We start from the raw sequence: 21,594 nt of genomic DNA, 5'->3' as shown, positions 1-21,594 counted from the left end.
TTAGAATTGAAAATAAATGAAATCGGCCGGTGTACCTTGCAGAAAGACGATTATAAAAATCAGGATATAATAGATTCCCCAACGTACCACAGGTGATTTGATCTCTTTATTTATCTGTAATGCATGTTCTTTTTCCCGTTGCATCCATTCAATGATTAGTAGCACTAAGCAATATATCAACGCTCTTTTGCCGTGCGGAAAGGACACCTCGAATAAAGACGGGGAAAAAAGACGTGCTAAATAGTCGGATGCTTCGCCGATGTCGTTGGACCGGAAAATAATCCATCCGATAAGGACAAGGAAAAAGGTGGAAAACATCTGTACAGCTTCTTTGAAAGAGGGTAAAAGTTTACCTTCAGCGATTACATTTTTCGTATATCTCCTGTTTTTATTGAGCAGCAAGAGAGGCATAAACAACAAGGCATGATAAATACCCCATAGAATGAACGTCCAGTTTGCCCCATGCCAGAGTCCGCTTATAATGAATATGATGAAAGTATTTCTGATTATTTTTGTTTTCTTGCAACGGCTTCCTCCCAACGGGATATAGATATAATCGCGGAACCAGGTGCTTAATGAGATATGCCAGCGTCTCCAAAATTCGGATATGTCTCTTGAAAAATAGGGATAATTGAAGTTTTTCATTAAATCTATTCCGAATAACCGGGCACATCCGATAGCAATATCCGAATAACCGGAAAAATCTCCGTATATCTGAAAAGTGAATAAAAGACCGCCGAGTAAAAGAGTAAAACCACTCTGATACTGATAACTGCCCCATATTTCATTGACTGCCATCGCACAATTATCGGCAATGATCATCTTCTTAAAAAATCCCCATAACATCTGCCGGCAGCCGTCTATTGCCTTACTGTAGTCGAATGTACGTCGTTTATAAAATTGGGGTAACAGATTGGTAGCCCTTTCTATGGGACCTGCCACCAGCTGCGGAAAGAAACTGACAAAAGCGAAGAATGCAATCGGATCATGACAGGCGGATATTTTCTTCTGATATACGTCGATGCTATAGCTTAAAGCCTGTAAAGTATAAAAACTAATACCTACGGGAAGAAGTATATCCAGTGTTATCCAATCCGGTTCAAACCCTAATGAATGTAATGCAGTTTCAATATTGGTACTGAAGAAATCAAAATATTTGAACGTTCCCAGGATACCTATGTTGAGTAAAATATTGATCGTGTTGATTATCTTCTGTTTCTTCCGGTTACCTTCGGCTCGTTCGATGAGAAGTCCGCTGACAAAACAAAAGGAACTGGTCAGTATGATCAGAGAAAGAAAACGTATATCCCACCAGCCATAAAAGATATAGCTTGCTGTTACGACAAGGAAGTTCTGCCATTTCAAATGCTTGTCTGCTAACCAATATACAATGAAAACGATCGGCAGGAAGCAAATGAATTCTATGGAATTAAACAGCACAATATAAAAAGTTATGTCACTGATTCCCTGAAGTGACAATTGTTATAAAAGAAAACGCAGGAATTTACCGGTTTTTATCGTATCAACAGTCAGTCATCACAGTTTACAGCACACAATAAGGCACCCTGGTATATCACTACTTACCCGTAACAGGTAATGTGAAATACTAGTGTGTCGAAATTCTATAAACTATGAAATATAAACTGAAAAGGATAAAGCCGGACGCTTTCTATGATAAATATCGCCTATATATGATCATCGATCAGTCGCAAAAGTAGTGAAACATAGCTTATTGCCTATTTAATTAATAATAAATTATGTTTCAATAAAGCAAGGGGGATGATTCTCTTTTTAGCTTTTCTTCCTTGGTAATTATAAGGTCTTTTGTAGCTTTGTATCCGTAATTCAGGAAATATTGTTCTGTTCTTTGTTATATAGAGAACTTGATAGATAAAAACGTATTAGATATGTCAACGATTCTTTTTGATAAAATAGTGTTCGGTCCGGTACATAGCCGGCGGTTGGGTGTTTCTCTGGGTATGAACCTGCTTCCTGTGGACGGCAAACTTTGTTCTTTCGATTGCATTTATTGCGAATGCGGACTGAATGGGGAACGGCGTACACGTACCAAATTGCCGACCCGTGCAGAAGTGAAGGAGGCATTGACGGAAAAGTTATCGGCTATGCAGGCCGAAGGAATTGCTCCCGATGTGATTACTTTTGCCGGTAACGGAGAACCTACCATGCATCCGGAGTTCGAAGGTGTTATAGAAGAAACGATTGCCACCCGCGACCGTTTCTTTCCGAATGCCAAGATTGCTGTCCTATCCAATTCAACCATGTTGCATAAGGAAGGAGTATTCCGGGCATTGAATAAAATTGAAGATAATATACTGAAACTCGATTCTGTGCTCGACAGCCGGATACAACAGTTGAATGCTCCCAATTCTCCTGCTTTTACATTCGATAAATTGCTCGGACAGTTATGCCGTTTCGAAGGAAATCTGATTATCCAGACTATGTTCCTGAAAGGCGAAGTGAACGGCGAATCAGTGGATAATACAACCGAAGTAGAAATAACCGGCTGGCTTGAAGCCTTGAAGCAAATCAAACCGAAACAGGTAATGATCTATACCATCGACCGTGAAACTCCTTTGAAAGGACTTAAAAAAGTTCCCAAAGAAGCATTGGACGCCATAGCCGACCGGGCACGGAAAGAAGGGTTTGATGTGACGGTTTCCTATTAAAGAGATGAAAGGCGTTTCTCAAAACTATCACAGGGATAAAAGAACTATCATACTATCATATTTTTATATAATATACCTATAATCAATATGTTATCCTATGATAGTTCCTGTTTTCAACTGTCATTTACCTATCATGCAACTATCATAGTCTTATCCTGAAACCCAATATATGCTTCTTGTTTTACTGAAATATATGACTTATTATCAGCGAAATAGTTATTTATGTTGCTCGAGACCCGGGTGTCGACAATATTGAGACCCGGGTCTGGGCACGGTCAACATCCGGGTGTAAAACAGGCTGAGAAGGGCATCTTGAGAACAAAAAGTATGTATTCCTGTGAGATTAGTCTATATATTTTCGCAAAATATATAGTAGGGAAAGCAATATATAAGTGCGATTTATCCTATTTGTAAAGCCTTTTTTAGGTCTTAAACAATGTATGTTTAATTAAAATATAGTCCAAATGATGGTTTTATGACAGTATTATGATAGTTGAAAATGGCAACTGTCATAGAATAACATATTGATTATATGCGTATTGTATAAAAATATGATAGTATGACAGTGCATTTGATGAAGCATTATTATGAAACTCCAATATAGAAATAATTGAACTAATTGCTCTATTCATTAACACATTAGTAATGTTTGTTCATTATTGTTTGATGCCGCGAACGGTTTTGAAAGTCTTATCATTGCTTAGTTTGAAGAAATAAACACCTTGCGGGAGATTACCTGTCTCTATCCATTCTGCCGGATCGGTTAATTTCCGGATCAGTTTTCCGTCGGATGAATAAATTTCAAGGCTTTTGACTTGCTGGTAATTATTTATCTGTATCCGGTCTTTGAATATTGCAGGGGTGATATGGAAATCGGTTGTTTCCTGTATACTCTCCGTATTTACATTTGTTTCTGCTGTAGCTGTGGCTGCTCTGCTTTCTTTTGAATCGTATAGAGCAGAAACACTGTAGTCATGCTTGCCTCCGGTGACATTTTTATCTGTGTGTTGTAATGTGGAAGCAGGGATAGAAGCTAGTAACATCTGGTCTTTGTATATGTTATATCCGGTAATAGCAGGGAAAGCCGGAATCTGTATATCACTGTTTGCTGCGGGAAGGGGAAGTGTCGGTTCACCTTCTTCGGAAGTGACGGTAGCAGACAGGATAAAATTAATATTGAATTCTTCGTCCAGCAGATATTCCCATTCGTTTCCGTCAAAAGATACCAGATTCCCTTTTCCGTTAATGGCCGGACCATTATCTACGAAAGCAGGATAAACCGAACGTCCGTATTTCCTGGCATAGATGGAAACGATCAGATCCTGGTTGGCATCAATCGTGTAAGGTGTTTTCAACTCTATCGTGTTGGACCGGTTGGCCGTCAGATTGGTTATTTCCTGTTGATAGGTCCGTTCTCCTTGTTTGATAAAGATGGCATAATTCACACTGTAGACAGGAATGAATTTTACGTTTACCAATTTCTTTTTATGTATGTTTATCAATTCTTTAGACTCCCATCTTTGACCGAAATAAAAAGGAGTGCCATGGTATCCGATTTGTGCGTCCGAATTTTGTGTACCCCAGCTGATCAACTGTGTATATACAGGTGCATTCCATTGAATAAGAACATTATTGGAAGAAATGGATTGGGCAGTAACATTTGTCGGTGACTTATAATTGATAAGGCTCCCCTCCTCTCCGGTTTGCGACAAACCGGGAATTGTTGTTGCACCGGTGTTCAACGGATCGAGCCAGATATCCATACGTCCGGTATCAGCTTGGCTGTATTTATCCCAGTGATAAGAAAACTTGCCGTATAAGTTATTGCCGCTTGTCAGGCGGCAAGTAGAATTACCGCCGGTCAGTGTACCTACTATCTGCTTATTTTCATTGAAAAGCGGCGAACCGGAAGAACCGCCTTCCGTGATACTGTGCCCGTTGGTTGTTTTGTCGAAAATGACATTCCAATGGGCATTGAGAGCTCCGGCTTTGGATAGATTATCTATCCAGGTCGTTGTTTTTACCGAGTGATTACCGAAGGTCGATATTTTCATATAATCGCCGGAAGGATGATGAATATTCACTCCGGATGAAGTAGCCGTTTCACTTCTGTCCCAACCGTTGAAATGTACATTATATTCTGCCGGGATCTTGTCGTTCAGCAATAATAATAGTCCGTCGGAACCGCCCTCTATCGGAATACTTACAATCCGCCGGCAGCCGGTCATTGTTTTATGTCCGGCTATTGGCGAAGCGTTTTCGCATCCGGTATGTTCAAAATGGAAATAAAATACCCATTGGTTTAGATCTGTTTCCGAAGCAGTTGTTCCGTTATCGTAATCTTGTGTACAATGGAAAGCCGACAATATATAAGGTTTCATGTCTTTCGCCGTGTTGTTCACCAGTGAACCGGAACAGAGGTATCCAGCCTTCCCTATTTTCTCAACCATCATGCAAACACCGTTCTTTTCGTGTTGCCACTCCTCTCCTTCTTCGCAGTTGATATTGACCATGCAGGAACCGGAAGTTCCCGGACCGGTACTCCGTAAGTCAGTAGTTACATGCAGATGATTGTATCCGTATCCTATCTGATTAATGGCTATACGGGCTTTTTCGTCCGAAACAGGCGGTTCGTATTCGAGAATGATATCATCGCCGGCCACAAATTCCGTAGCAAATGATTTTCCGTCCGGATTGGTTTGCGAAGTATAGGCTCCCAGTAAATGCGTCTTTTCTGCATTGTATATGAATAGTTTTCCGCCTTCCGGCAGGTAAAATGTTTCGTAATATAACATTAAGGCAATCGCCCCTTTTGCCTGAAGGCGAAGCTGCCAGATTTTTTCTCCGCCGGGCAATACCCGCCATTCTCCGGCATTTTCCATGTTCAAATCCGTATCTATCAATGCAGAAACAGCCAGAGGTGCTCCCTGGCTTACCCGCCATTCATCGACCGCTATCCTGTCTTCCACACTGAAATTTACCGGTATCTGAACAGCCGGTTGCCAGCTTTTCAACGGGTTCTGATAGTTGAAACTAACCGGTTTTCCTCCTTCGCTTATCTGCGATTTTGCTTTGCCGGGGCAAAACAGGAATAAGCAGATGATACTTATATAAATGCAGTGATAAAACAGTCTGTAACGATTCATTATAATTTGATGTAGATACGTTTCTTATATAACCAATATCCCGGTATCCAGTTCAATACGACAAACAAAATAGCCCATGTCAACGAACCTCCGAAGTTTCCGAAGAGCGGGACCAGGACATCTGCATATACATACGGTGTCACTCCGCATTTATCGAGTACCACTGCAAATACATCTCCCTGTACATAGAGATATAACGGATTAATCCCGAAAGATTCGAAAAACAGCGACCATTTCTTTTTGCCGTTTATGTCGATGATCCAGATCAGCAACGCCAGAAACAACGAGCCGAATCCGCAAGTGGTTAATACAAATGTACTGCTCCATAGTTTTTTATTGATCGGGCAGCCGTAACTTAGCAGGAATCCCAGGAACAGAATAATTGTTCCAAAGATAAACAAATTCCTGATAATTAATTCATTGTTCTTTTTACAGTCGAGAATCATTTTACCCACATAGAAACCGAGCAATACATGCCCGATACTTCCCAGGCAACTCAGCAACCCTTCCGGGTCAAAGGCGATGCGGGTTCCGTCTGCCAGATAATCATGGTACATATGCGTATTTCCGAACAGTGCACGGTCGACTATTGCAATTATATTATCTTCCGACAACGTCTGGCTACCGGTAGCGGCTAAAAGTATCCAGTAAAACAGCAGTATTCCGGCTGCTGTCTGTAAAATATATTTATGCTTAACGGATAATCCGATCAGTGAGCCGATCCCATAAGCCAGTGCCAGCCGTTGCATAACTCCCAGGATACGCAGGTTTTCGAAATTGGAAAATCCGTTGTAGCAGAGATGTCCGAATAAATTCAAGGCAAATCCGACCAGGAAGATCAGCACGGTCCGTTTCAGTACTTTCGTAACGCTTTCTCCGGATAATTTGAAGTCGTATTTCCGCAATGAAAAGAACATGGAAACTCCCATAATAAACATAAAGAACGGGAATACAAGGTCGGTAGGAGTGAGGCCGTTCCATGATGCATGCCGTAGCGGAGCATATACATATCCCCAGCTTCCCGGATTGTTCACCATGATCATCCCTGCAATTGTAATACCTCTCATTACGTCCAGTGAGAGCAGTCTTCCTGATTGTGCCATAATTTTGATTATTCGGTTATAAGACGCAAATGTAAGTAAAAAGAACAGGATTATATCATATATAAAATAAAACCTTAATGTTCAGTAGAATATAGCTTATTTTTGTCTGTTATACTGACGCGACTTTTATTGGAAACGAAATCTGATAATAAAAAGTATCACTTCAAAGTAGGGGTATTTTATTAAAATCTGTCTATAAGATATAAATTTGAGACAATATGAAAATGAAGCTTTGTATTATTATGAGTATGCTCATGTGTTTGGGTATAGTGAAGATGAATGGACAAGTACGTTTAGGTGTTGAAGCTGGTGTTAATATGACTAGTTTGGGAGTCAGAGGTAATCATGCTCAAATTGTACCTGTAGGGGGTTTGGTTGTCGATTATCAGTTTGAAAATAATATGATAATCCAGAGTGGACTTCATTATGTGATGAAAGGTGCTAATAGCCTTGTCAATGGTTCTAAGGAATTGATGGTCCGTTTAGGATATATTGAATTGCCTGTAATGGTGGGGTATCGTCTCCCTGTGGCTGAACATATATATATGATACCTCAAATGGGGGCTTATTTTGCTTGCGGTGTGAACGGATATGGGGAATTTGGATCGAATTTTGTGAATACCGGGATCGGTAATACAGATGGAATATGGTATAATCCTTTTAAAAGATTTGATTTGAATACGGGGAAAGAGGAATATATTGAACCTTTTAAACGTTTTGATACTGGCTTAAGATTTGCATTAAGTACTGAAGTTTATAAATTCAATTTGACTTTGTCTTATGACCTTGGACTTAAAAAAGTATGGAAAGAATTTGATCCGGGACATTATTTTAAATATAAGAATAGAAGTGTAGCTATCACTTTAGGATATAAATTCAATTTGTAAATACAATCTCTTTTTCGTCTATATTCCGACATCATTGGTAACTTTCAAAGAAAGAATGTTTATTCACAGACTTCGGAAGGACGTCTTATGCTGACTTATAAATTATAGAAATTTCCTGCCGTAGGATAGGGGTATTTCTTGTTTTTCATGTCTTCACAATAGTGAAAACGGAAAAGATATGAAACGATTGTTGTTATGGATGGTGTTGTTGCTCCCTGTTGTTGCCGGGGCAAAAGAGGAAGAGGCATTCAGGAGATGGGAATTTGCTCTTTCAGGAGGGTTGAATAATAACTATTCCTGGGAGGTGGAGCCGGCGTTTACTTTCTTTGTTTGCCGGTATGTCGGTATAACAGGAGGTGTTAATTTTACAGGACAGTTTTACGATGAATATTATTCCGGCTCTGCTCCGGGAAACATGAGATGGTATATTGGTTCGGATGAATCGAATGTAAAACGGATACTTTTCCGTCCGGCCCTCCGGTTGCGTACACCCAATATAAACAGGTGGGGAGATCGTGACCTGAAGGTAACGTTCAATATGGAACCCGGCGCATATATGGTTGTTCCTGCCAACGAAACGCTTCGGGTGGGTTATGAAAATGAAAAACACCCCACTCCGGCTCTGCATACGGAAGATGTGACTAACCTGAAGGGGGATTGGTTATATTGGAATGTAAGGAGTTTTATGCAGATCGAAGTAGAAAGCTGGGTATTTTCAGCCGGATATACCATTTCTAACTATGATGTGTATGGCGGTCGCCGTAACCTCGTGATTGAACGGAAACCGCTAAACGATATGCTATGGAAAAAGAAGATGACGCATTCGTTCTTCCTTTCCATAGGCATTCAGTTTTAGAAATTATTTTACAGCTTCTTCCGCTTTCCTGACGGCTTCGTTGATGTTGGAGCAGATATTATCCGGTCCGATCTTCTTGTCGAATCCGGATTTGGTCAATACCCGGCGTACATCTTCGTTTACTCCGGATAATATCATATGGATATTTTCTGCTTTCGACAGACGGAACAGGCTTTCCAGATTATGCAGACCGGTCGAATCCATGAACGGGACTTTGCGCATGCGGATGATACGCACTTTAGGTTTGTCACCTATGATATTCATGACGTCGTCGAACTTATTTGCTATGCCGAAGAAGAACGGACCGTCGATTTCGTACACTTCTACGCCTTTCGGTAAAGTCAGCACTTCTTCATCATGATGGATTTCTCCTTCATCGGACAGGTCGATCTCGTCTTTGGAAACAGACACATGCGTCGTTTCCGCTACCCGTTTCATAAACAGGAACATGGCGATCAGCAAACCTATTTCAATGGCGATGGTCAGGTCGAAAATAACGGTCAGGAAGAATGTGACCAGCAAAACAGAAACATCGCTTTTCGGATTCTTCATCAACGAACGGAAGGTACGCCATTCGCTCATATTATAAGATACAATAATCAACACCCCTGCCAGGCAAGCCATCGGAATATGCTTGGTAAGCGGTCCGAGAAACAACAGGATCAGCATCAGTACGACTGCATGGATAATACCGGCAACAGGTGTACGGCCTCCGTTGTTGATATTGGTCATCGTACGGGCAATTGCTCCGGTAACGGGAATACCTCCGAAGATGGGAACAATGATATTGGCAGCTCCCTGGGCGATCAGTTCCGTGTTCGAATTATGTTTATCTCCCGTCACACCGTCGGCTACAGTTGCTGAAAGAAGTGATTCGATAGCTCCCAGCATGGCGATGGTAAAAGCCGCAGGAAGCAGGAGATTGATTGTTTCCATATTGAAAGAAATAGCTTCCGGTTGCGGGAGGGAAGCATTGATAGTGAAACGGTCGCCAATGGTTTCAATACCTGCGATACCCAGATGATTGCGCATAATATATACGATGACTGTCATGACGATAATAGCAATCAACGATCCCGGTATCTTTTTGGAAAATCGGGGAGAGATGGCAATAATAAGTATACTGACAATCCCTATTACAAACGACCAAGGATTGACCGTATGGAAATGTTCGAAGTAAGCAATCCATTTGGAGATAAAATCGGCCGGCACTTTTTCCATCGTCAGTCCGAACAGGTCTTTCATCTGTGTGGTAAAAATAGTCAGTGCGATACCGCTGGTAAAGCCGACAACAATCGGGTAGGGGATGAACTTAATGACTGTGCCGAGTTTTAATGCTCCCATAATTACCAGTATGATACCGGCGATAACAGTTGCAATGGCAAGTCCTTCGATACCGAAATTCTGTATGATACCGTATACAATGACGATAAATGCTCCCGTCGGTCCCCCGATCTGCACATTGCTGCCTCCCAGAAAAGAGACAATGAACCCACCGATAATAGCGGTGATCAATCCTTTTTCCGGACTAACTCCCGAAGCAATACCAAATGCGATGGCAAGCGGAAGGGCCACAATGCCCACAATGATCCCTGCCATCAGGTCTGCCATGAATTTTTCTTTGGAATAGTTTTTCAGTGCCGAGATCAACTTGGGCTGAAAATCAAATTTACGTTCCATCTTTCTGCCTAGTATGTTAAATTTTGATGCAAAGATACAATAATATTTAGCGTAAAGCATAAAATATAGGATATATTGTAATGTCGACATTGCAAATGTGGTAAAAATTGTATCTGTATCTGTCCTGAACTAATGATTACTTGTCTTTCGGGAGAAAAGTAATAGATGGAATTTATCTGTGGATAGATATATTTTAAGTAAAAGAATGAATTAAAGTATTAAACATTTTCCTACTTTTGAGAGTTATTTCAATAGGGCAATCTTACAAACTCATTTTATACTACATATATAATTAGCATTATGGAAAAAAGTATTAAAGGTACACGTACCGAACAGAATCTGCTTAAATCATTTGCCGGAGAATCTCAGGCAAGAAGTCGTTACACATTTTTTGCAAGCGTAGCTAAAAAAGAAGGTTACGAACAAATAGCCGGTGTATTTATGGAAACAGCTGAACAGGAAAAAGAACACGCTAAGCGTTTCTTCAAATTCCTGGAAGGTGGCATGGTGGAAATTACTGCTTGTTATCCGGCCGGTGTGATCGGCACAACAATGGAAAATCTGGCTGCTGCTGCTGACGGTGAGAACGAAGAGTGGGCTGACTTATACCCTGCATTCGCTGACATCGCAGAAGAAGAAGGTTTCAAAAACATTGCAGTTGCTTTCAGAATGATTGCTAAAGTGGAAGCTGAACACGAAAGACGTTACCGTAAACTGTTGGCTAACTTGACAGAAGGCAAAGTATTCGAAAAAGACGAAGCTATCTTCTGGCAGTGCCGTAACTGCGGTTTCGTGATCGAAGGCAAGAAAGCGCCGATGAAATGTCCGGCATGCGAACATCCTCAGGCATTCTTCGAACCGATGAAGCAGAACTATTAAAATCTGATTTTAATTAAAAAATTAAGCGTCCTTATCCAATATATTGGGGATAAGGACGTTTTTTATTTGTATTCATGCGAATAAAATATATCTTTACCAGCCATTAATACTTAATTCTAATTTCTTCTGAATAGTTGGCAGAATGAGCATATCGATAAAAGACCTAAATAAGGTGTATCCGAACGGAAACCACGCCTTGAAAGACATTAATCTGGAGATACCTACGGGCATGTTTGGACTGCTCGGGCCCAATGGTGCCGGTAAATCTACATTGATGCGTATCCTGGTTGCATTAATGGAACCGTCGTCAGGACAGGTGAATATTTGCGGATACGATCTGTTCAAACAGCGGAAGGAGATCAGGGGAATATTAGGTTATCTCCCGCAGGATTTCCGTTTCTTCGCCAAATATAAGACACATGAATTTCTGGATTATGCGGCCCGTTTATCGGGCATGACAAATGGTAAGCAACGCAAGCAGGCAGTCGATGCCATGCTGGAAAATGTCGGTCTTTTCGATGTGCGCGAACGGTATGCGAATAAACTGTCGGGCGGTATGAAACGCCGTCTGGGTATTGCCCAGGCATTGATCCACCATCCGAAGGTGATAATTGTGGACGAACCGACGACAGGGTTGGACCCGGAAGAACGTATCCGTTTCCGTAATCTGCTGTCGGAAGTCAGTGAGAATGATGTGACGATTATCCTTTCCACCCATATTGTGGGAGATATATCCAGTACCTGCAACTGCATGGCGTTGATGAACAAGGGACAGGTTTCCTTTTACGGTTCTCCGCAGGATATGCTGAAACAGGCGGAAGGGAAAGTTTGGCGCATTAAAGTGACAAGTGATGAACTGCACGAGGTGGATAAGAAATATCCTGTTATCTCTACGATTCCTTCCGGTTCGGGTTGGGAAGTGCAGGTGGTGGCCGACGAGATCGAAGGGTATGAGGCTGAATCGTATCCTCCCAATCTGGAACATGCTTATGTATATTATATGGAAAATAAATTGAATCTCTGGACCAATGATTAGTAACCTTTTACTTTACCCCCTATGTCGTTTGTCAACAATATACAATCGGTAGCAAAATACGAAAGCAAGATATTGATCCGAAGCTGGTTCTTTAAGGTGTTTACCGTACTGGCTCTTCTGATACTCGGATTCTTTGACTTTGGTATGTTGGTTGCCGACAATGGCGGAGGTATGTGGATGTTGAAAGCACTCCCTTCCAATCTCCCTTACCTGAACCTGCTTTTACTGAATACCGGGCAGGCAGTCATATCGATATTCCTTGCTTCGGAGTTTTTGAAAAGGGATAAGAAGCTGGATACCTCCGAGGTCTTTTATGTCCGTCCGTTGAGCAATGCGGAGTATGTGATCGGAAAGATATGGGGAAACCTGCGGGTCTTCCTGATACTGAACCTGATCGTCATGGGAATGGCTCTGATATTTAATTTTATAGGATCGGGCATGTCGGTAGACTGGCTATCGTATCCGGTTTATTTCCTGCTGATAAGTATTCCGACACTGATCTTTATCATCGGATTGTCCATCTTCCTGATGCTGGTACTGAAAAATCAGGCGCTGACCTTTATTATCTTATTGGGATATATCGGGTTGACATTGTTTTATATCAGCGATAAGTTTTATTACCTGTTCGATTATATGGCTTATAGTCTGCCGCTGGTTAAATCGACTATCGTGGGCTTTACCAATCTGGAAGTTGTATTGAATCACCGGGCGATCTATTTCTTTGCCGGATTGGCTTTTATCTTTTTTACGATCTTTCTGTTCAGGCGGTTGCCCAATTCGTCGCGCAGTAATTATCCGTGGTTGTTCCTTTCGTTTTGTATGCTGCTGATAAGTGGGGCGGCCGGATATAAACATGTTCATTCCATCCTGGGAGAAGGGGAGGTGCGTACCCTTTACACCGAGATCAATAATAAGTATGTGAATACTCCCAAGATGATAATCAATCAATACGATATATCACTCGAACAGCAATCGGAACGGGTGGTTTCGGAGGTGGAAATGAAAGGGATGGCTTTGCAGCCGGCGACTGTTTTCACTTTTTGTCTGAATCCCGGTTTGCAGGTGGAGGAAATAAAAAGAGGAGGGAAGCCTCTTGATTTCAAGAGGGATAATCAGATACTGCTGGTCGATTTCGGTGAGGAGGTTTTACCTGGCGATACGGTATCTTTCTCTATCAGGTATAGCGGGAAAATTGACAGTAAGTTCTGTTACCTGGATATTCCGGCAGAGGTTTTGCAGAAAGAGCGCAGGGATTTCCTGTTTAATATAGATAAGCAATATGTGTTTCAGACACCGGATTATCTGTTGTTCACTCCCGAAACATACTGGTATCCGCGCCCCGGAACCTCCTACAGCAATGTGAGTCCGGACTGGCAGCAGACTTATTTCAGTAAATTCGGTTTACGTGTGAAAACGCTTCCGGGTCTCACCCCGCTTTCGCAAGGGGAGGGAGTGAAAGGAGAGGACGGCGTTTATTCGTTTGCCTCCGAATATCCGGTACAGGCAATTTCCGTGATTGTGGGTAAGTACAAACAGCAAAGTCTGGAATCGGACAGTACATTATATAGTATATGGCACATTGAGGGAAACGATTATTATACGGCTACTTTCGACTCCATACTCGATACCATCCCCAGCTTTATCCGTAATATGAGAGATAATCTGGAACGTAACTATAAACTGAGTTATCCGTTCAGCCGCTTCTCGATTGTGGAAGTGCCTGTTCAGTTCTCCACCTATACCCGTGCCTGGTCGCAGGCTCAGGAAGCTGTACAGCCCGAGATGGTCCTGTTCCCGGAAAAAGGATGTATGTTCGGCCAGCTGGATGTGGACAAGATGTGGCGTAACCAGGTGAAGTGGTCGAAGCGGGGAGGACGTGAGATAACGGAAGAAGAGGCAAAGATACGTACACTGAACAACTTCTTCTGGATATTCCAGCGGCCGGAAGGAAACTATAATTTCTCATCCAGCGGCCGTGGTAATTATAATATCAGTTCGCAGGCAAACCCTTATTTCCTGTTTCCGCAATTGTATAATTACCGGTACAATATATTTTCTCCCGAATGGCCGGTCGCCAATACTGCGATCGAACTTTATCTGCAAAAGAAATCGGATAACTATGGCTGGGAGCGTGAGATCAATGGCATCAGTAACAATGAAAAAGCCAGCTTGCTGATGGAAAAGCAAACCTTTAAGGAGTTGCTGGGTAATGTGGAATACCGTGATTTGCTGGAGAATATTATCAGTTTAAAGACTTATCGGTTGTTTGCTATTCCTGAGATCAATATCGGGGTGAATGCATTCAGGGATTCGCTTTATACATTACTCGAACGGAATACTTTCCGGAATATCCAGTTTGAAAGTTTACTGGATACGTTGGGGATGATTAGCCATGCGGATATCCGGTCGGGATTGGAGGAATGGTCGCATCCTACGCCTCTGCCAATTTATAGTTTGGGACGACCGGAAGTGACAAAAATCACTAACCGGGGACAGGAATCTTTTGTCCTGAAAATGCAGGTCAGCAATAATTCGGATTATGATGGAATTATACATATCGATATTCAGGGAGTCGGAAGAAGCAGCCAGAACGATATCGATCCGCGTACCAGCCGGAAGATTCCGTTGGAAGCTCACCAGACAAAGGAACTGGTATCCGTTTGGGAGGATGCTCCCCGTGATGTAACCGTCAATACCTTGATATCCGGTAATTTGCCGAGTGTGATCAATCAACCTGTCGGAAATATCAGACAGGAGAGAAGGCAGAATATAGATGCAGAAGGAGATTTTATAATTTCCGATTCCTCTTTCGGGACGGAGGGAGAAATTATTGTAGATAATGAAGACAGTACATTGTTCATCCTTTCCGAACCGGATGTAGTGGGGTTATTACCTAAATGGCTGGATAAGGTGGAAGATACTTCATTCAAGTATTCAGGTGTTTCCAGCTGGCGGCCTCCATTGGAATGGACGGCAACCACCAATGCAAACTATTACGGTAAATATATTCGTTCCGCTTATGTGATAAAGAGCGGCAACGGTAGCCAGACGGCAACCTGGAAAATTCCTGTCCCGTCGGAGGGTACCTATGATGCCTATTATTATGTAAGTAAGGATAACGAACTCCGGTATAATGACCGGGCCCAGGGGGAATATCGTTTCAGGATCAGACAGGGGGAAGAAAGCGAAGATGCGTATATCAACCTCCGGAAAGCGAATGAAGGATGGGAACAGCTGGGCGTCTATTATTTTGTGGCCGATACGGCTTACATTACCCTGACGAATGAATGTAAATTAAGAAGTGTAACGGCCGATGCCGTCAAACTGGTAAAACGATAATCATTAAAACAGTCTACTTATATGCAAAGAGAGTTAGTATGGATGAAAAAGATGATCCTTGTGGTTGTTCTCCTGTCGGGAATCCCTCTGTTTTCCCACGGACAACTGTCACTGACCATCGAGAAGGCATTGGATATAGCAGAAGAGAACAGTCCGACCCTGCGCCGTTCGCACATGAACCTAGACCGGTATCAGGAAACGCTGATAGCCCAGCGGGCTTCCCTTAAATCCAAATTCTCACTGAACCTGAATCCCCTGGATTATAGTAAGAACAGGAGTTTCGACAATCGTTTGTCGCAATGGTATACAAATGAAAAACTCAGTACCAGCGGAACATTCCGGGTGGACCAGCCTATCTTGTGGACGGATGGTGAGATTTCGTTGATCAATACGTTCGGCTGGCAGGATAATAATTCGAATATCGACGGTGACAAGAATAGTAATAAGGCGTTTAACAACAACCTCTATCTGCAACTTTCGCAACCAATCTTTACTTACAATAAGCGAAAGATGGAGTTGAAACAGATCGAGTATGATTACGAGAATGCCCATATCAGCTATGCTCTCCAACGCTTGAATACCGAAAAAGACATCACCAACCAATTCTATAGTGTTTATATGGCGCAAAGTCAGTTGGCTATTACCCGCGAAGAATTGGTGAATGCCCAGCAAAGCTACGATATTATAAAGAATAAGGTGGAAGCTGATCTGTCAGCCAAAGACGAACTGTTTCAGGCGGAACTGAACCTGGCAACCGCCCGCTCTTCGGTAGAAGAACAGCAAGTCTCCCTGGAGAATGCAAAAGATAAACTAAAACAGGCATTGGGTATGAACCTGGATGACGACTTGATGGTTTTTGCCGAGATAGATATCAAACCGATCGATGTTAACCTCCGGCAAGCGATAGATCACGGTCTGCAATCGCGCCTGGAGCTTCGCCAGCGGGAAATTGAAAGTGATGAACTTGGTTTCGATATGATCAAGACGAAGGCCTTGAATGAATTTAAGGGAGATATCTCACTCTCTTTTGGTTTGATAGGTGACAACAAACGTTTTCAGAATATCTATGAAAACCCGACACAGAACCCGCGGGTGGCAATCAGCTTTACGGTGCCCATCTTCGACTGGGGAGAAAAGAAAGCCCGTGTCCGTGCGCAGAAAGTGGCCCAGAATATCAACAAACTCGATTTCCATGAAGATAAAGTCGATATCGAATTGAATATCCGCCAGGTATGGCGTAGCCTGGAAAACTTACGGACACAGATAGAGATTGCCGAACAGAACGTGCTGAATGCACAACGTACATACGATCTGAACCTGACCCGTTATCGTGAAGGCGATCTGACCGGAATGGAAATGAGTCAGTTTCAGACACAGTTGTCGAATAAGAAGATATCTTATACACAAGCCCTGATCAATTACAAAATCGAATTGTTGAATCTTAAAATACTTTCCCTGTACGACTTTGAGCTGAATGCTCCGATCGTTCCGATGAAAGACTTTATATCAGAAAAATAATCAGCCATGAAACAGTATAGTCATACCTTTGTATCTTTTGTATTACTTGCCATAGTAACAACCGGTTGTAACAATCAGCCGCAGAATCCTCCCAGCGATATAGCCACACCGGTTTCGGTAACGGAACTGAAAAAAGGTTCTATCAGTAAACTGATTAACACGACCGGGACGGCACAGCCTACATATGGAGTCGATCTTAACTCGGAAATGAGCGGTCTGTACAAACTCCAGATCAACCCGAAGACAGGAAGACCTTTCAAACTGGGCGACCAGGTCTCTAAAGGACAGTTGATTATCCATCTGGAAGATAAGGAATATGAGAACGGTGTTGCCATAGATGCCAAGGAATTGAGTCTGGAAATAGCGGAACAGGAACAGTCGAAACAGAAAGCCCTTTATGAAAAAGGCGGTGTGACCCTGAGCGAAATGCGTAATACCGAAGTGAAAGTGACGAATGCCCGTTATGACCTCGAGAATGCCCGGATCAATCTGGAGAAGATGAATATAAAGGCTCCTTTCGACGGTGTTATTGTCGATCTGCCTCATTACACGACTGATGTGCGGGTAGAACAGGGGAAACCGATGGTGGGTATTATGGATTATGCCCGGATGTACATGGATGTCAACCTGCCGGAAAGTGCCATCAGTTATGTCAAATCGGATCAGCCTGTATTTATTACGCATTATACATTGCCGGAAGATACATTGAAGGGAGTAATCAGCGAACTTTCGCCGGCTATCAGTACGGAAACACGCACATTCAAGGGAAAAGTGATGATACAGAACAATGACCTGAAACTGCGTCCGGGAATGTTCGTCAAGGCGGATATCGTCGTTGACAGGGCCGACAGCGCTATCATCATTCCGAAAGACGTGGTACAATCCAACCGTCGCCGCAAATTTGTGTTTATAGTGGATAAGAATACGGCTATCCTGCGGAATATCAAGACCGGAATGGAAGACGAGAACAATATCGAGGTTCTGGAAGGCCTTCGCGAAAACGACAACCTTGTCACCAAAGGCTTTGAAACATTGAAGGAGAACAGTAAAGTGAAAGTACAGAAATAGAAAAAGGTGAACTATCTGTTTGTAGTAACGGGAGTAACCAATTCCCCTTTTGAGAGGGGATAAGGGGTGTGTTAAAGCTAGTTATAGAGCGAAACTATGACACACCCCCTTCCCCCTCTCAAGAGGGGAGCCAGGTACAACCGGTCAATAATCGGACAGTTTATATCTGATAATATTGGAACATTATGAAGAACATTGTCAAATTTGCGGTAAGCAATCCGGTCACTATCTGTATGGTCGTGCTGGCCATCCTGCTGTTGGGAAAGATTTCCTACGATCAGCTGAGTGTCGACCTGCTGCCCGACCTGAATAATCCCCGGCTGTTCATCGAGTTGAAGGCTGGTGAGCGTCCGCCGGAAGAGATCGAGAAGCAGTTTGTGAAGAACATGGAGTCGATGGCTATCCGTCAGAGCGATGTCACGCAGGTTTCGTCGGTTGTTAAAGCCGGTTCGGCCCGTATCACAGTGGAATATACCTGGACGAAAGATATGGATGAGGCTTTCCTCGACTTGCAGAAAGCGATGAATCCGTTTGCCCAGAATAAAGATATCACCGAGTTGAAGATCACGCAACATGATCCGAACCAGTCACCGGTTATCCTGATCGGAATGTCCCATCAGAATATAACCGATATGGCGGAACTCCGGAAAGTGGCGGAAAGCTATATTCGCAACGAGTTGATCCGGTTGGAAGGCGTTGCCGAGGTAACGTTGTCAGGACAGGAGGAGAGTACCCTGACGATCCGCACCGATCCTTATAAACTCGATGCTTTCGGTCTGAAGATAGAAGATATCGCTTCGCGTATCGAAGCAAACAATCAGAGCATATCGGGAGGCCGTGTCAGTGAACTGGGCTTGCAGTATCTGGTGAAAAGTTCCAGTCTGTTCGGTTCGGAAGAGGATTTCGAGAACCTGATAGTCGGTTATAAACAGGTGGCTAAACAGGAAACAGGTACGAATGCTTCCGCCGGTACGGCAACGGCTTCGGGCGACAAGGCTCCGCTTTTCTTGCGGGAAGTCGCTACCGTAACTTTTGAAAATGCCCGCCCCGACAATATCGTCCGTATCAACGGCAAACGTAGCATAGGACTTTCGATCTATAAAGAAATGCGTTATAACACCGTGAAGGTGGTGGACGGTGTATCCCGCCAGCTGGGTGTTATCGAACAGGCGTTGCCCGGTTATCAGTTTAAAGTGATAACCAACCAGGGGACGTTTATCAAGAATGCGATCGGGGAGGTGAAAGACAGTGCCGTGCTGGGTATCGTCCTGGCGGTTGTCGTGCTGTTCGTTTTCCTTCGCCGGTTCGGGACGACGCTGATTGTCAGTATGGCGATTCCTATTTCGATTGTCGCTACTTTCAACCTGATGTTCTTTAACGGGCTTACGCTGAATATTATGACGCTCGGAGGTTTGGCTCTGGGAGCCGGTATGTTGGTGGATAATGCTATTGTCGTTATCGAAAGTATCTTTCGGAACCAGGAGAAAGGGTTATCCATACGTGAAGCGGCTATCAGGGGAACGTCGGAGGTGGCGGGGGCTGTTATTGCCTCGACGCTGACGACTATTGTGGTTTTCCTGCCGATCGTTTACCTGCATGGGGCTTCGGGGGAATTATTCAAGGACCAGGCCTGGACGGTGACGTTCTCGCTGGTATCGTCGTTGTTTGTGGCTATTTTGGTGATACCGATGTTGTATGATAGGTTGATGAACACACCCCCTGCCCCCTCTCGAGAGGGGAGCCGGATACCTTCGGATGCTAAAAAAGAAGTTGGTAATGAGACCGGAAGAGGTATCCAGTTATTAGGGTACAGCCATCTGTTGCGTAGCCTGATCGGACATCGCTGGATTGTTATTTCGGCGGCAGTCGGGTTGATGGTGCTGACGGTTTTTCTGCTTCCTTTCATTGGGACGGAGTTTATGCCGCGCATGGAAAGTAAGGCTTTTACTGTTGTGGTGAAGATGCCGGAAGGGACAAAACTGGAACGTACTTCTTCGGCGGTGGCGAACCTGGAAGAATTGCTTTATACCATTACGGGCGATAGCCTGCTGACCGTTTACAGCCATATCGGCGAGGGTAGCGGTTCGGAGAATGCCATCTTCGAAGGAGAGAACACGGCAATGATGAAAGTAGTCCTTTCCTCCGAGTGCCGGGTAGCTCCCGAAGCCGTTATCGAGCAGTTTGTCCATACGGCGGAGAATCCCGACGGACTGGAACTGACCATCAAACAGGAGGAAAATTCTCTCAGCTCGTTGCTGGGTAGCGAAGGTGCCCCTATCGTTGTTGAGGTGAAAGGGGAAGAACTGGATGAAATAGCCGATATTACGGAAGAAGTGAAAAGCCGGATGCAGGAGGTACCGGGACTCTATAATATTGTATCTTCCATTGAAGACGGTGCTCCGGAGATAACGATCTCCATCAACCGGACGATCGCGGGTATCAACAACCTGAGTGTATCGACCGTCATCGAACAATTGAAACAACAACTCAGCGGGAAAGAAGCCGGAAAGATGGAATATCGCGGAGAGATGCGCGACATCGTCATCAAGGTTCCTGATATTCCGTTGCGTGCCCTGGGTGATCTGGTTATCAAGAATGGCGAACAGGAGTTCCGCCTGCGTGAGATAGCCACCTTCGGTGAATCGCAGGCCCCGAAAGAAATATACCGCCGTAATCAGAACCGCATCAGCAAGGTAATGGCCAATATGGATGCCGGCAAGTCGCTGGACAAGGTGGCGGAAGAAATCCGTCAGGCGGTGAAAGGCATCGAACTGCCGGTCAACTATTCGGTTACGGTAACCGGAGAAGAGGAGAAGCGTCAGGAGTCGATGAACAGCCTGCTGTTTGCCCTTGCCCTGTCGGTCATCCTGGTGTATATGGTGCTGGCTTCCCAGTTCGAATCGCTGCTGCATCCTTTCACGATCCTGTTGACAATTCCACTGGCGGTGGTAGGTGCTATCCTGTTGTTCTTCCTGACCGGTACGACGATCAATATGATGGGAGTGATCGGTATCGTGATGCTGGTAGGTATCGCGGTGAATAACTCGATTATTCTCGTAGACCGTATCAATCAGCTGAAAGCAGACGGAACCGGCTTGACAGATGCCATCGTACAGGCCGGACAACAACGTATCCGTCCGATCATTATGACAACGCTCACTACGATACTTGCCCTGCTCCCGATGACGTTCAGCTTTGGCGAAGGTGCTTCGTTGCGTTCGCCGATGGCTATTGCCGTGATCGGAGGGTTGGTGACATCTACTTTGATGAGTTTGATGGTGATACCATGTGTCTATTATGTGTTGGAAAGACTCAAGAATAGCTGGAATAGAGGGAACAAATAATGTAAAATGCCGGCGCATGATGCGAAAGCGTTTTACAGGCGTGTAAAGTCC

The 21,594-nt window shown here is 43.7% G+C and carries 13 protein-coding genes; 9 read left to right on the top strand and 4 right to left on the bottom strand.

Annotated elements, in window-relative coordinates:
* Entirely contained in the window at positions 1-1,440 is a 1,440-nt protein-coding gene (locus DWW91_RS00420; RefSeq protein ID WP_122326824.1) for an MBOAT family protein, read from the bottom strand.
* Positions 1,441-1,907: 467 nt separating this feature from the next.
* On the opposite strand from DWW91_RS00420, the gene DWW91_RS00415 reads away from it, so the two are divergent.
* Entirely contained in the window at positions 1,908-2,687 is a 780-nt protein-coding gene (locus tag DWW91_RS00415; RefSeq protein WP_122326624.1) for a radical SAM protein, read from the top strand.
* Between the two features lie 656 nt (positions 2,688-3,343).
* Here the strand turns inward: DWW91_RS00415 and DWW91_RS00410 are convergent.
* Together DWW91_RS00410 and DWW91_RS00405 are read right to left on the bottom strand one after the other, a co-directional pair.
* Positions 3,344-5,833 carry a T9SS type A sorting domain-containing protein gene (locus DWW91_RS00410; protein ID WP_122326623.1) on the bottom strand — a complete coding sequence of 830 codons (2,490 nt, stop codon included), beginning with the start codon at positions 5,831-5,833 and terminating at the stop codon, positions 3,344-3,346.
* Positions 5,833-6,936, bottom strand: a complete 1,104-nt coding sequence (locus DWW91_RS00405; RefSeq protein WP_122326622.1) for an acyltransferase family protein — start codon at positions 6,934-6,936, stop codon at positions 5,833-5,835. Before DWW91_RS00405 ends, DWW91_RS00410 begins: the two co-directional genes overlap by 1 nt.
* Before the next feature lie 218 nt (positions 6,937-7,154).
* Between DWW91_RS00405 and DWW91_RS00400 the strand changes: the two genes are divergently transcribed.
* Both DWW91_RS00400 and DWW91_RS00395 read left to right on the top strand, forming a co-directional pair.
* Positions 7,155-7,823 (top strand): porin family protein, encoded by a 669-nt coding sequence (locus tag DWW91_RS00400; protein WP_010801161.1) that lies wholly within the window; start codon positions 7,155-7,157, stop codon positions 7,821-7,823.
* Positions 7,824-8,001: 178 nt separating this feature from the next.
* The gene (locus DWW91_RS00395) at positions 8,002-8,679 is read left to right on the top strand and encodes a hypothetical protein (RefSeq protein ID WP_010801160.1); all 678 of its coding nucleotides are present in this window, start codon (positions 8,002-8,004) and stop codon (positions 8,677-8,679) included.
* 3 nt (positions 8,680-8,682) lie between these two features.
* Here DWW91_RS00395 and DWW91_RS00390 read toward each other — a convergent pair whose 3' ends face one another.
* A complete protein-coding gene (locus DWW91_RS00390) occupies positions 8,683-10,359 on the bottom strand; it encodes a SulP family inorganic anion transporter (protein ID WP_046145872.1) in 1,677 nt (558 codons plus the stop codon).
* Between the two features lie 300 nt (positions 10,360-10,659).
* Here DWW91_RS00390 and rbr point away from each other — a divergent pair, with 300 nt between their 5' ends.
* From rbr to DWW91_RS00360, 6 genes are all read left to right on the top strand, one after another.
* Positions 10,660-11,238: a rubrerythrin gene (gene rbr, locus DWW91_RS00385; protein WP_009860442.1), complete on the top strand. Its 579-nt coding sequence runs from the start codon at positions 10,660-10,662 to the stop codon at positions 11,236-11,238.
* A gap of 142 nt (positions 11,239-11,380) precedes the next feature.
* Positions 11,381-12,274, top strand: coding sequence for an ABC transporter ATP-binding protein (locus DWW91_RS00380; RefSeq protein ID WP_044215046.1), 894 nt, complete (start codon positions 11,381-11,383; stop codon positions 12,272-12,274).
* A 21-nt stretch (positions 12,275-12,295) separates the two neighbouring features.
* Complete coding sequence (locus DWW91_RS00375) at positions 12,296-15,613, top strand: xanthan lyase (protein ID WP_122326621.1); 3,318 nt, start codon at positions 12,296-12,298, stop codon at positions 15,611-15,613.
* 21 nt (positions 15,614-15,634) lie between these two features.
* Positions 15,635-17,131, top strand: coding sequence for a TolC family protein (locus DWW91_RS00370; protein WP_009860439.1), 1,497 nt, complete (start codon positions 15,635-15,637; stop codon positions 17,129-17,131).
* A 6-nt stretch (positions 17,132-17,137) separates the two neighbouring features.
* Complete coding sequence (locus DWW91_RS00365; RefSeq protein ID WP_122326620.1) at positions 17,138-18,199, top strand: efflux RND transporter periplasmic adaptor subunit; 1,062 nt, start codon at positions 17,138-17,140, stop codon at positions 18,197-18,199.
* A 185-nt stretch (positions 18,200-18,384) separates the two neighbouring features.
* A complete protein-coding gene (locus DWW91_RS00360; protein ID WP_122326619.1) occupies positions 18,385-21,543 on the top strand; it encodes an efflux RND transporter permease subunit in 3,159 nt (1,052 codons plus the stop codon).
* The last annotated feature ends 51 nt before the right edge of the window (positions 21,544-21,594 follow it).

The organism is Parabacteroides sp. AF17-3, assembly GCF_003635445.1.
In the GTDB taxonomy this organism is placed as follows: Bacteria; Bacteroidota; Bacteroidia; order Bacteroidales; family Tannerellaceae; genus Parabacteroides; species Parabacteroides goldsteinii.
The sequence above is the reverse complement of the archived record's forward strand: the minus strand, read 5'-3'. Positions and strand labels throughout refer to the sequence as shown.